Origin of the sequence: Gordonia sp. NPDC058843, assembly GCF_042743165.1 — a bacterium.
GTDB lineage: Bacteria > Actinomycetota > Actinomycetes > Mycobacteriales > Mycobacteriaceae > Gordonia.
Genome location: NZ_JBHYNC010000041.1, coordinates 1 through 11,799 on the forward strand (window position 1 = coordinate 1; position 11,799 = coordinate 11,799).

The 11,799-nt window shown below is 67.5% G+C and carries 11 protein-coding genes and 1 tRNA gene; 5 read left to right on the forward strand and 7 right to left on the reverse strand.

Features of this window, described 5'->3' with window-relative positions:
- Positions 1-194 precede the first annotated feature (194 nt).
- The 3 genes from cobF to ACFW3F_RS20630 are packed head-to-tail and all read right to left on the reverse strand — an operon-like array spanning position 195 to position 2,047.
- On the reverse strand, positions 195-956 hold the full coding sequence (gene cobF, locus ACFW3F_RS20620; RefSeq protein WP_388060704.1) for a precorrin-6A synthase (deacetylating): 762 nt from the start codon (positions 954-956) through the stop codon (positions 195-197).
- Positions 957-958: 2 nt separating this feature from the next.
- The gene (locus tag ACFW3F_RS20625) at positions 959-1,768 is read right to left on the reverse strand and encodes an SDR family oxidoreductase (protein WP_388060706.1); all 810 of its coding nucleotides are present in this window, start codon (positions 1,766-1,768) and stop codon (positions 959-961) included.
- A gap of 54 nt (positions 1,769-1,822) precedes the next feature.
- Positions 1,823-2,047, reverse strand: a complete 225-nt coding sequence (locus tag ACFW3F_RS20630; RefSeq protein WP_388060708.1) for a hypothetical protein — start codon at positions 2,045-2,047, stop codon at positions 1,823-1,825.
- A gap of 82 nt (positions 2,048-2,129) precedes the next feature.
- On the opposite strand from ACFW3F_RS20630, the gene ACFW3F_RS20635 reads away from it, so the two are divergent.
- Positions 2,130-3,092: a GlxA family transcriptional regulator gene (locus ACFW3F_RS20635; RefSeq protein ID WP_388060710.1), complete on the forward strand. Its 963-nt coding sequence runs from the start codon at positions 2,130-2,132 to the stop codon at positions 3,090-3,092.
- A gap of 49 nt (positions 3,093-3,141) precedes the next feature.
- On the opposite strand, the gene ACFW3F_RS20640 is transcribed toward ACFW3F_RS20635, so the two are convergent.
- Positions 3,142-3,217, reverse strand: a tRNA-Arg gene (locus ACFW3F_RS20640).
- An 80-nt stretch (positions 3,218-3,297) separates the two neighbouring features.
- Positions 3,298-3,513 carry a hypothetical protein gene (locus ACFW3F_RS20645; protein WP_388060712.1) on the reverse strand — a complete coding sequence of 72 codons (216 nt, stop codon included), beginning with the start codon at positions 3,511-3,513 and terminating at the stop codon, positions 3,298-3,300.
- A gap of 95 nt (positions 3,514-3,608) precedes the next feature.
- Here ACFW3F_RS20645 and ACFW3F_RS20650 point away from each other — a divergent pair, with 95 nt between their 5' ends.
- On the forward strand, positions 3,609-6,107 hold the full coding sequence (locus tag ACFW3F_RS20650) for a LuxR C-terminal-related transcriptional regulator (protein WP_388060714.1): 2,499 nt from the start codon (positions 3,609-3,611) through the stop codon (positions 6,105-6,107).
- 183 nt (positions 6,108-6,290) lie between these two features.
- A complete protein-coding gene (locus ACFW3F_RS20655; RefSeq protein ID WP_388060716.1) occupies positions 6,291-7,619 on the forward strand; it encodes an acyltransferase in 1,329 nt (442 codons plus the stop codon).
- 7 nt (positions 7,620-7,626) lie between these two features.
- On the opposite strand, the gene ACFW3F_RS20660 is transcribed toward ACFW3F_RS20655, so the two are convergent.
- Complete coding sequence (locus ACFW3F_RS20660; protein ID WP_388060717.1) at positions 7,627-8,850, reverse strand: oxygenase MpaB family protein; 1,224 nt, start codon at positions 8,848-8,850, stop codon at positions 7,627-7,629.
- 148 nt (positions 8,851-8,998) lie between these two features.
- Between ACFW3F_RS20660 and ACFW3F_RS20665 the strand changes: the two genes are divergently transcribed.
- Positions 8,999-9,664 carry a TetR/AcrR family transcriptional regulator gene (locus ACFW3F_RS20665; RefSeq protein WP_388060719.1) on the forward strand — a complete coding sequence of 222 codons (666 nt, stop codon included), beginning with the start codon at positions 8,999-9,001 and terminating at the stop codon, positions 9,662-9,664.
- Positions 9,665-9,716: 52 nt separating this feature from the next.
- A complete protein-coding gene (locus ACFW3F_RS20670) occupies positions 9,717-11,330 on the forward strand; it encodes an MFS transporter (RefSeq protein ID WP_388060721.1) in 1,614 nt (537 codons plus the stop codon).
- A gap of 10 nt (positions 11,331-11,340) precedes the next feature.
- Here the strand turns inward: ACFW3F_RS20670 and ACFW3F_RS20675 are convergent, their stop codons facing one another.
- Positions 11,341-11,787, reverse strand: coding sequence for an SRPBCC family protein (locus tag ACFW3F_RS20675; RefSeq protein WP_388060723.1), 447 nt, complete (start codon positions 11,785-11,787; stop codon positions 11,341-11,343).
- Between the last annotated feature and the right edge of the window lie 12 nt (positions 11,788-11,799).

Genomic DNA, 11,799 nt, shown 5'->3' on the forward strand with positions numbered 1-11,799 from the left:
TCTTCTGGGAGCATGGATTTCAGACACTGACGAGTGTTCTTTCGTGGTCCACGACGGCCGCCAGGCCGCAGATACTGAGGTGCGAGGAGCGATAGCGACCACCCCTTGCCCCCTGAGGTGCGAGGATCGATAGCGACCGCCGTCTTGCCCCCTGAGGTGCGAGGAGCGATAGCGACGAGCCACGAAGGGTCCGGCTACCGGCGACTCTTCCGGAGCAAGTAGATGTCCATGATCCAGCCGATGCGTTCCCGTGCCTCGGCACGCGCCTCGACGATCCGGTCCGCGACCTCACTGACCCTGCCGCTGATCAGGATCTCGTCGTCGGTGCCGACGTAGGCTCCCCACCAGATGTGATCGTCCGGGTCGGCGGTGCGCCGGAAAGTGAGGTCGGCGTCGAGCATCACGATCTGGTTTGCGTCGGCGCCCGCGGGTGTATCCGGCAGACGTCGGCCGGTGGTCGTGTGGATCGGTTCGCCGACACGGTTGGCGACGATGCCGTGTGCCGCGGTGAGTGCGCTCGCACTGGTCACCCCCGGGATGACCTCCACGCCGAGTTCGAGGTCGTCGCGGGCGGCGAGATCGTCGACGATGCGCAGCGTGCTGTCGTAGAGCGCGGGGTCGCCCCAGACGAGGAAGGCGGCCACCCCCCCGTCACCCACCTCGTCGCGTAACGCCGAGGCGATCAGGTCGGCGCGCGCGGCGTGCCAGCGCCGCACTTCCGCGTCGTAGTCCGCCGGCTCACGGTCGCGCGGCGGGTCGGGTATCTCGACCAGCGAATGCCCCTGCCGCGCATGCTCGTCGAGGATCGCCCGCCGAGCATCGAGCAGACCGCTCTTGGAGTCGCCCTTCTCGAGCGCGAGGAAGGCATCGACATCGGCCATCGCGTCGATCGCCTGCAGCGTGATCTGGCGCGGTCCGCCGGGACCGATCCCGATGACGCGCAGCGTGATTCGCACGGTCAGATCTTCACCTTCGGCAGCCCGTGCTTGCGGGCCGTCATGTCCAGGATCAGCTGCCTCGGCGCAAGGCGCCGGAGCAGGAAGACCACGCCTGCCTGATTGCCCCTGGCGTAGAATGGCTTCGGATGTTCGGCGAGAGCGGCGTCGACGATCTGGGTCGCCATGTCCTCCGCGCTGATGCCCGCGTCCTCGTTGCGCCGGGTGGCGGCCGCGAGCGTCTCGTACTCAGCGCGGTAGGGCGACTCGTCGCCGATGTGGATGCTCCGGCGATCACCGATGCCGGTGGCGATCGTGCCGGGTTCGACACTGATCATCCGTATTCCATACGGCGCCACCTCGCGACGCGACGCGAGCGCGAAGGCTTTCAGCGCCGACTTGGTCGCGGCGTAGTTGGACCGGAAGGCGACCGGGAAGCTCGACAGCATCGACCCGACCATCACGACCGTCCCCCGACGGCGCCGACGCATCCCCGGCAACACCGCCTTCGTCAGTGCGATCGGCCCGAAGACGTTGACCCGGAACAGGTCCTCGATCGCAGACATCGACGTGTCCTCGAGCGCACCGGCCTGGGACTCACCGGCATTGTTGACCAGGATGTCCACCTCGCCCACGAGCGAGGCACACGCTGCCGCGGACTCGTAATCGGCGTTGTCGAGGCGGACATAGGTGACACCGGAGATCGGCGTCCGCACGCGATCGGGATTGCGGGTGGTGCCGTAGACGCGGTGGCCGCGGGCGACGAACTGGCGGGCCACCTCGGCTCCGATGCCGCTGGTCGCGCCGGTGACGAGGACGGTCTGTGAACTCACGACCGCAACGGTAGCGCAGCGGACGCGCGGTTCCGATGGACCGCGGCACTCGCGTCAGACGAGCTTGTCGTACCGGCGGGTGAGAATGCTGAGTTCCGCGGCGACGCGGTCGGTGTCGGGACCGTAGGGGCGTCGCTGATCGCGCGTGAGCCAGTCGGCAAACCGCTGGCCGGGCGTGCGGACGCCGGCCTGCGTACGACGCCCGAGGAACGCCAACACACCGGCGGCACCGGCGACCGAGAGAACAACGACGAGGGCGAGAACGAAAACAAGAATCATGGCAGTAATGATCTGCCCGCAGGTTTCCCGCCAACAGTGGCAGCAAAGCCATTGTTCGCAAATTATCTGCCATACTGGGTCGGTGCTGAAATCCGTCGGCGTCCTCCTCTACGGACGCGTCGCGCTGTTCGAGTTCGGAGTCGTCCATGAGGTGTTCGGCCTCGATCGCACCGACGACGGTGTCCCGGCCTTCGATTTCCGGGTCGCGTCGCCGCAACCGGGTTCGTCTCTCGGCGTGGGCAACGGGGTCTCGCTCCAGGTGTCCCACACCCTCGCCGAGTGTCGCGATGTCGATCTCGTGGTGATCCCCGGCGGCAGCATCAGCGGCGAGTACCCCGAGGAGATCCTGGACACCGTGCGAACGGTCGTCGACCGCGGGGGCCGGGTGCTCACCGTCTGTTCGGGCGCCTTCGTCGCCGGCGCGGCAGGTCTGCTCGACGACCGGCGGTGCACGACCCATTGGCGCTACGGCACCGATCTCGCGCGCATGTTCCCGCGCGCCCGGGTCGACACCGACGTCCTCTTCGTCGACGATGGCCCCGTCACCACGAGCGCGGGCACAGCAGCCGGGATCGATGCGTCCCTGCACCTGGTTCGTGAGGCATGGGGATCAGCCGTCGCCAATCGGATCGCGCGCCGGATGGTCGTGCCACCGCACCGCGACGGCGGCCAGCGTCAGTTCGTCGACGCACCGGTGCCGGCATGTACCGACGAGGGGTTCGGCGAACTGCTCGCCTGGTTGACAGCAAACCTCGACCGCGACATCAGCATCGACGACATGGCGTCCCGCATGCACATGTCGGGACGCACCTTTGCCCGCCGCTTCGTCGATGAGGTCGGCATCTCGCCGCGCCGCTGGCTGACCGAACAGCGGGTGCTGTCGGCGAAGAATCTCCTGGAGTCGACCACCGCGAGCGTCGACGAGGTGGCACGGCAGGTCGGCTTCACGTCGGCCACGCTCCTGCGTCACCACTTCGCCGCGAGCGTCGGTGTCTCACCGCTGGTCTATCGCCGGCGGTTCGCGAAGTCCGCCGCGGGCTCATAGGCCGACCCGCGCTGCACGCGGGTTCGGCCCGTGAACTGCACAGATGTCGTGGTGCCCTCGGTAGGATTCGAACCTACGACCTACCCTTTAGGAGAGGGTTGCTCTATCCCCTGAGCTACGAAGGCGGACCGCGAGAGGCCCACGCAGGCGTGGCTCCCGACAGCGGGAGTCTACGCGAGCCGCAGCCGCCGACGATACACGCGCCTCAGATGGTGAAGATCGTGTAGTTCGTCCCGTGGCGCCGGTTCTCGGCGCGCACCCGACCCACCAGCACTACCGCGGCACCCCCGGCCGCCACGGCGCCGACCCCAGCGGTCAACGCCGACGGCCCGGTGTTCCAGGTGAGCGCCAGACCCGCGCCGAGAATGCAGCCAACCGCGCAGAACGCCGCACACACCATCAAAACCGCCATTTTTCTCATGTCGCCACCCTCGCGGACATCCACCGGCGCGTCATGATCAATAATTGATCAATTGGAAACTCGAAGCGGAAACGCACTGGAGAAACGGATCACTCATGGCCACCGACCGCCGGGCTGTTGCGTACACGTCGGCTCCGGTCGTGGCGTTGCTCGACGCCGAGGGGCGGCCGATCCCGTTGCGCCCCACCGCACAACGTGCCCTCATCGTGCTGCTCCGACATCGCCGGACCGGGATCACCCCGGAGGATCTCATCGCCGAGATCTGGCCCTCGACCAGACCGCACCATCCCGAGGCTGCGCTCCGGACCGTCCTCAGCCGACTTCGCGACCGTCTTCCCGCGGACTGCCTTCAGCGGACCTCCGATGGCGTCCGCCTCACCGGACTGGCCGGCCCCGGTCACGTGCCGCCCCCGTTCGTCGGCCGCGACGCCGAGGTCCACGAGATCACCCGCATGCTCGACGTACACGATGCGGTGCTCGTCACCGGCCCCTTCGGTGTCGGGAAGTCCCGCCTCCTCGCCGAGGTGTCGTCCCGCATCGGCGGCCGACATCCGCATCGTCGTGAGGTCGTGATCCTCCCGCCGTCCCTCCACGAGCTCCACGCACGTTCCGGCACGGACGGTCCCGTCGACGCCCTGCGTCGTGACCTGGTCACCGGAGGGCGGCCGCCGACCCTCGTGGTCGTCGACGACATCCACCGCGCCGACCCCGCCATCCTGGAATACCTGGTGGCGCTCACCGACCTCGGCCCGGTGCGACTGCTCACCGCCGCTCTGTCAGAAAGCGCTGTGCCGGAATCGATCACGAAAAGCCTGCGGACGAATCGATGGACCACCTTCACGCTGGGACCACTGGACGAGGCAGCCTCGGCCGTCCTGGCCGGGATGGTCGGGGCGCGATCCGACGTCGCGCAGGCGGAGGGGAACCCCGAGCTGATCTGCGCACTGGCACGCGCGGACGCATCCGGGCTCGGAGTCGTCGAGGCCGTTCGGCGTCGATTGTCGGCCCTCCCCCGGGACTGCTCGGACGCCCTCGCGCTCGTCGTCCTCGCCGGCCTGCTCGACTGGGAGTGCGTCGTCGGACTCGGCGCACTGGACGCGATCGTCACGCTCGAGGACCACGAGTTCGTCGCCACCGATGCGACCGGCGTCCGGCCTGCGTCCGCACTCGTCGCCGATGCGGTCGAGCGATCGACGACGCCCGCGCGCCGTCGCCGGTTCGCCGAGCGTCTCCATGCCGCCGCCGCGACGCCCGTCATGCGTGCCTCGTGGGGCCTCGACGTCGGACAACCGGTGGCCACATCCGACCTGTTGGCCGCCAGCGCATTTCATCTGCGGTCGGGCGACCCCGATGCAGCCGAACGGTTCGCTGCCGCCGCCTGGACATCGGACCCGACGCCGGACGCCGGGTTCGCGTGGGCACAGGCCCTCGCCCTGGGCACTCGACCCGGCCACGAGATCGGTTCCCGGCTCGCCGCAGTACGCGCGCGCTTTCCGCTCGCCACGCCTGCGATCACCGTCGCCGCCGCCGTGTCGACATTCTTGAAAGATGCCGATCCGGACGGCGCGAGACGGCGGCTACGGACGGTCCGGGAACCGGACCACCCGCTCGTCGAAGTGGCCGAGGCCCTCATCGACACCTACACGGGCCGGCCGGACGCCGAGACACCGTGGCGCGTGCTGCAGGGCAACGCCGACCCCGACGTGCGCGGTGCTGCGTGGGCCACATGGTTCCTCGCGTCCGACCTGACAGCGGATCCACGTATCGACACCCTGCTGCCGGACCCCGACCGGGCCGCCGACGAAGGGTTGTCGCTCGCGCAGCTCCACGCGATGCGCGCCCGCGCTCTGCTGTCGACCGGTAATCCGGAACCGGCGGGGCGGCACCTCGCGCTCGCCGCTGCGTCGACGCCACTCGGCGACCTCCGGATGCGCGCATGGCTGGCGACCATCCGCTCGGAGCTCAACTTCGGGGACGCGGACTTCGCCGCCGCCGCGACGTGGGCCCTGCGTGCGTCGGAGCTTCTCGCCCGGAGCAGACACCTCAGCGACGAACGCATCGCGCGGCACTGGCTGGCGCTGACCCGGGCTGCTTCCGGCGACATCGACGGCGCCGGGACCGCCCTCGACGACGCCGAGCAGTTGCCACCGGCCGCGGTCATCGGCGATCACCACGGCGACGCGGCCCGCGCACTGATCGAGTGGCACCGGGGACGAACGACAACTGCCGCCGAGTGGGTGGCGACCGGATACGACCGGGCCACTCGCCACACGATCTCCGATGATCTGTCGCTCTCGGTGGTGGCTGCGCTCGTCACGCCCGAGGACCACCGGGACAGGTCGCGCGCGGCCGCCTGCACCGCGGGACGTGAGCGGATCGTGCGACGCCTTCGCGAGCAGAGCGGTGCGGAACCGCGAGTTGCCGGCCTGACAATTCGCGAACGCGAGATCCTGCGCATGTACGCCCGCCGCCTGTCCGCCGCGGAGATCGCCGCCGAGCTCGGGCTCGCCACGACGACTGTGCGCAATCACGTGGCCCGGGGCTTCCGCAAACTCGGCATCGGCAATCGCCGGGACATCCCCGACGACGTCTGACGCCGCCGCCCTCAGCGGCCGATCACTGACCTCGGTAGGATCGGGACTCAGCAAGAAACGGACATTTCCGGCTGTGATTGTCGTCACTGAGCACACCCCGGCGTTGAGGTTGCTGCCAGCTTGTGTCCGTACACTGCCTACCGCATACGTTCTACCGTTTCACTCGGGGAGGTCTTTTCGTTGGTGCACGCGGCATCAGGATCGGCGCGCACCGCCGACGACGAGACCACGACAACCGCTGACGAGTCGCCGGACTCCGCAGCCGTCGCAGCACCTCGTACCCCCGAGACTGACGCTCCCGCAGCCAAACCCCGCGGACGCGCGCACACCGCCGACTTCGTCCGGGTGGTGCTGTTCACCTTCGTGGTCGTCGCGCACAGCGTCAACGCCATCAACGGCGGGGTCGACGAGGTCCGTGGCGCGAATCTCGTGGGAACCCTGTGTCACCTCACCCGCTACGGGTTCGTCGCGGTGACGCTCTACGTCCTGGTGCTGAGCATGCAGGGCCGGGAGATGTCACCGTGGCAGTTCTGGCGGCGCCGCTTCGGTCTGGTGGTGGGCCCCTACCTCGCGTGGACGCTGATCTACACGATCACCGACCACATCGTCCTCGCCGACAACCCGTTCCCGCCGATCGGTGAGATGCTGCCCCACCTCGCGCACGACCTCCTCGTCGGCGAGGGCAAGTACCAGCTGTACTTCCTGCTGATCTCGATGCAGATCTACCTGTTCTTCCCACTCATCGCGTGGGTGTTCGAGCGAGGCCGCAACCGCCCATGGCTGTTGCTGGCCGGCGGCTCCGCGATCCAATTGCTGGTGTTCGTGGTCTACCAATACCTCCCCCGGCCGTCCGGTCACGCCTGGGACGTCGCCTACCAGCACCTGTGGAAGACGCTTCCGATGTACGCGCTCTTCGTCGCGATGGGCGTGCTGGCCGCGCAGCACCGCGAGGCCGTCGACCGATGGCTACGCGAACACATGGCCACCGTCGTTCTGGTCGCGGCGGGGTGCGCGGCGTTCAGCGTCGCGGGCTACCTGCTGGCGACCTCGCCGGGCAACGTGCCCTGGAAGGCCAACACGGCCTGGAACCCGGTGTCGCTGCCCTGGTACATCGGCGGCTTCGTCTTGTTGTGGCTGATCGGTCTGGTCTGGGACGACCGGCGCGCGGCCGGGCGGCCGGCCGGCGGAAAGCTGGTGTCCCAGGCCACCTTGCGGGCGTTCGGAGTCTTTGCCGTCCACCCGCTGATCCTCGACGTCCTGGGTCGCGTCGGATTCCTCAGCGGCCTGTTCGACTGGTTCCCCCACTCGGCGGTCCTGCGGTCGATCATCCTGATCACCGTGGTGCTCGCGGCGTCACTGGCGCTCGTCGATCTTCTCCTGCGCCTACCGTTCAGCAAATGGCTGACCGCCCGACCCCGCATCCCCGTGTTCCCGAAGCGGAACACGAAGGAGCAGGACCGGGCGGTGGAGGTCAGGGAGCCGGCGGGGGCTGAGAAGGTGTCCGCCGACTAGACGCGGGCTATTTGTACTTCGGGTTGTTCATCACCGGGATCTCGATGTTGATCGGCATCCGCAGTTCGGACATGTAGAACAGGACGAACTGACGGAGGAACTCGTCGAACAGCCAGTACGCCTCGCGCGGCATGCCGACGTTGAGCAGGCCCTCGCGGATCTGCACGTACGGACCCCACGCCGTCTCGAGCAGCGGGCTCCATACCGGTTCGCGCGGGATCTGGTACCAGTTGGCGACCTGGTCGCCGAGCACGAACCGCGTGAGGGCACCCAGCACGCCGCGTGAGATCAGCGAGAGGTCGAGGTTCATGCCGAGATCGAGCAGCATGTCTGCGAGCTTGCGGCCCTCCGGTGTCGGGGCCAGGATCGGATCGAGCACCTGTTGCGCCTGCGAGTCGGCGCCGGCCCACGACGCGGGGATGTACTCGTCCTGGACGCCCAGCAGGCGAGCGGTGATCTGCCACGAATGCAGGAATCCAGCGGACTCGTCGGCCGCGATCGGGACGTTCCACTTGTCGAAGTTGCGCATGACGGTGGTCGGCAGGCTGTGCCAGGTCACCATGATGTCGGCCTGACTGATCGGCTTCTTCTCCGTGGCCCCGTGCGCCCAGTGCGGCGATTGCGGCAGGAGGTGGCGCACACCTGCGTGCGCCATTCGCGTCTTGACACAGGTCACGATCATCTCGCCACCGGGCTGATAGGCGTTGAGGGAGCCGATGTCGTAGCCGAGCTTCGCGGTCTTGGTGATGCGGTCCTTGAGGTCCCATCCACCCTTGGAGTAGTAGACCGACCGGGCCTCGCGCGGGATGACGGTGCTCATCATGCCGCTGGCGAAGCCGTACAGGACACCGAGGTAGGTTCCGCGCTTCTGGTTGAAGCGCACCGCGTCGGCAAGTTTGGCGTGATCGGTCCACGACGGCAGTTGGCGCGCGTATTCCATGAAGTCGCGCAGCTCCGCGGGAAGTCCGGCCGGCAGCGGCTGCGAGTTGCGATGCCAGGTGCGCAGCAGTCGGTTGACCTTCTGCACCTGCCCGCTGTCGATGACCTTGGCGATCACCGGATCCGCCTCGTCGTCCCACAGCTGCCGGGGATCCGCGCCCCGACCTCGGCCGGGCACCGAGTTCGCCGGCGACCATGTCCATGGCTTCGCCTGCGACACCGCTGCCACCGCACCAGCGGCGCCGACGACACCGCCCGCACGTATGAGATTGCGCCTACTGAGATCTTCCATGCCCCGTCCCATCACTCTCATGTATCAATGTGACAAACAACGTATCCTTGTATCATTGATACCACCGAGTGGTCCAGAACACACCGAAATCGCGAAGTTTGCGATCATGGAAGCTCGCGCCGTCATCATGTCGAGAGAGGGGGGACACGTGACCACGCAATCGTCCGGCGCTTCGCTGTCGAGTTCACTGCTCCAGCGTGCGTTCCTCGAGTCGGCGACGCCGTCCGACGAGGTGGCCGACCCCACCGCCGAACGCCTCCTCGACGCGGCCTTCGAACTCTTCTGCCGACTGGGCGTGCAACGGACGCCGATGGAGAAGGTCGCCAAGAGCGCGGGCGTCACGAGAGTCACCCTCTACCGCAAGTTCGCCACCAAGGACGCCCTCGTCGACCAGGTGGTGCTCCGCGAGTTCCGCCGGTACTTCGACCGGTTCCGCGCGGAGATCCCCCGCGCCGAGACCGTCGCCGACCGCGTCGTCTTCGGATTCGTCGGTTCGCTGCGTGCGATCTCCGGCAACCCGTTGATCGGCGAGATCACCGATGCCGAGCCCAGCATGCTGATCGAATCGATGATCGGCGGGGACGGCATGCTGCTCGCGACGGTCCAGCACTTCGTTGCCGCGCAGCTGCGTCGGGAACAGTTGGCGGGCAACATCTCCGATCAGCTCGACGTCGATCTCGTGGCCGAGATGATGGTCCGTGTCTCGGCGTCGTTCCTCACCGTCCCCAGCCGCGTCGTCGACATCACCGACGACGCCCAGCTCGCCACGGTGGCGCGGCAGTTCCTCGTACCGATGCTCAATCCCGCGCAGTAACGCGTCGGACCTGCAAAGATCAGAGCGCTCACCACATCTGAGGAGACTGACGATGCGCTCTTGGTCTGTGATCATCATCCTGGCAGTGTCACAGTTCGTTATGGTGCTCGACAGCACCGTGATGAACGTGTCGATCTCGGTTGTGGCCGACGACCTCGGGACGTCGATCACCGGCATGCAGGCCGCGATCACCTTCTACGCGCTCACGATGGCCGCGTTCATGCTGACCGGAGGCAAGCTCGGTGACTTGATGGGCCGCGCAAAGGCTTTCAAGATCGGGGCCGTCATCTACGGCATCGGCTCGCTGACCACGGCGTTGAGTCCCAACCTGACCGTTCTGCTGATCGGCTGGTCGCTGGTGGAAGGCCTGGGTGCAGTACTCGTCATCCCTGCGATCGCGTCGCTGGCCGCCATCAACTACACCGGCAAGGCGCGAGTCACCGCGTTCTCGATACTGGGTGCGGTGACCGGACTGGCCGCCGCCATCGGCCCGCTGCTCGGGGGCGTGATGACGACGTACCTGTCGTGGCGCTACGTGTTCGTCGCCGAGACCGTGGTGATGGTGGCTGTCCTGTTCGCGGCCAGACTGATTCATGACGTTCCCCGAGACCCGAGCGTGCGCATCGATCCGCTGAGTGTCCTGGCATCCGCGGGCGGTCTGTCGTTGATCGTCTACGGCGTCCTGCAGTCGAAGACGTGGGGGTGGCTGAAACCACAGCATCCGCCGGAGATCGGTGGCACGGAGATCGCTCCGCTCGGCGTCTCGCCCGTCGCCTATCTGCTCCTCCTCGGAGTCGTCGTCCTCTGGCTGTTCGTCCTGCGGCAACGAGCGCTCGCCGACTCCGGCCGACAGCCGCTGCTTCGCGTCGAGCTGTTCCGGATCTCCGCACTCCGCAGCGGACTCGGCGGTTTCCTGGCCCAGTACTTCGCCATCGCGGCCCTGTTCTTCGTGGTCCCGGTGTACCTGCAGACGATGCTCGGACGCGACGCACTGCAGACCGGGGTGAAGATCCTGCCGCTCTCGGTGGGTCTCGTCGTCTTCTCGATACTCGGATCCTGGCTCACCGCACGACGTTCCGCTCGATTCATCGCCCGTGGCGGACAGATCACGATGGCGGCCGGGACACTTCTCGTCATCGCCTCGGTGGGTACCGACCTGCGCAGCGTCGTGTTCGGCGCGGGCATGTTCGTGGTCGGTGCGGGTTTCGGACTCCTCGCGTCCCAGCTCGGCAACGTCAACATGTCCGCAGTCGAGGAGAAAGACACCTCCGAGGTCGGCGGACTCCAGGGCACGTTCCAGAATCTGGGGTCGTCGTTCGGCACCGCGGTCGCCGGGTCGGTCTTCCTCCTCATGCTGTCGTCGGGCTTCGTGTCGGCGGTGAACGACACCGAGAACCTCTCCCCCGCAGACCGGCAGAGCGTGGTCGCGGCCGTGGAGGATGCGGGTGTGCCGATCATCTCCGCCGACGAGGCCCGCACCCTCATCCTCGACGCGGGCGGTTCCGAGGAGTCGGCGCAGGCGGTATCGCAGGCCTACTCGGACTCGCAGATCGCGGCCCTGCAGCAGTCCCTGTTCGTCGTGTTCGGACTGCTCGTCCTGGCGCTGTTGTTCTCGCGGCACCTGCCGAGTCGGATACCCGAGCCCGCCGACCGGGCGGCGGGCTGAGGCGGCCGGCTCAGCCGGCGGCGCGCACCTTCTTGCCGATGGTGGCCTCGGTCTGGCGAACAGCCTGTGCCGCAAACGGTCCCACGACCTTGCCGAGAAGTTTGCCCGCCATCCCGCCCGGCAACGTGTAATTGACCTCGACGTTCATATCGGTTGCCGAGCCGCCGTCGGCGTCGGCGAATCGCCACGTGGTGTTCGCCGCGAAACCCTCGATCGCCTCCAGCGTGATGAGCTCGTTCTCGACGTACTCGGTGCATTTGACGACCGACTTCAGCGTCTTGGGACCGACGTCGATCGAGACCGCGAACTCCGCACCCAGTCCGCTCGTCTGCTCGGTGGTGGGCTCGAAGCGGGTGACCCCGAAGAGGTACTCACTGACGTTCTCGTATCCGTCGACATAGCTGAAGACCTTGTCGCGCGGCCCGTCGATTATCGCCTGATGCCGTACCACTCCCACGCTGATCCCCGT

What these genes read in the sequence shown, in the direction of transcription:
- ACFW3F_RS20660 (WP_388060717.1), bottom strand. Translation starts at nt 8,850, where the DNA reads ATGGAAGATCTCAGTAGGCGCAATCTCATACGTGCGGGCGGTGTCGTC.
- ACFW3F_RS20650 (WP_388060714.1), top strand. Translation starts at nt 3,609, where the DNA reads ATGGCCACCGACCGCCGGGCTGTTGCGTACACGTCGGCTCCGGTCGTG.
- ACFW3F_RS20645 (WP_388060712.1), bottom strand. Translation starts at nt 3,513, where the DNA reads ATGAGAAAAATGGCGGTTTTGATGGTGTGTGCGGCGTTCTGCGCGGTT.
- ACFW3F_RS20670 (WP_388060721.1), top strand. Translation starts at nt 9,717, where the DNA reads ATGCGCTCTTGGTCTGTGATCATCATCCTGGCAGTGTCACAGTTCGTT.
- ACFW3F_RS20630 (WP_388060708.1), bottom strand. Translation starts at nt 2,047, where the DNA reads ATGATTCTTGTTTTCGTTCTCGCCCTCGTCGTTGTTCTCTCGGTCGCC.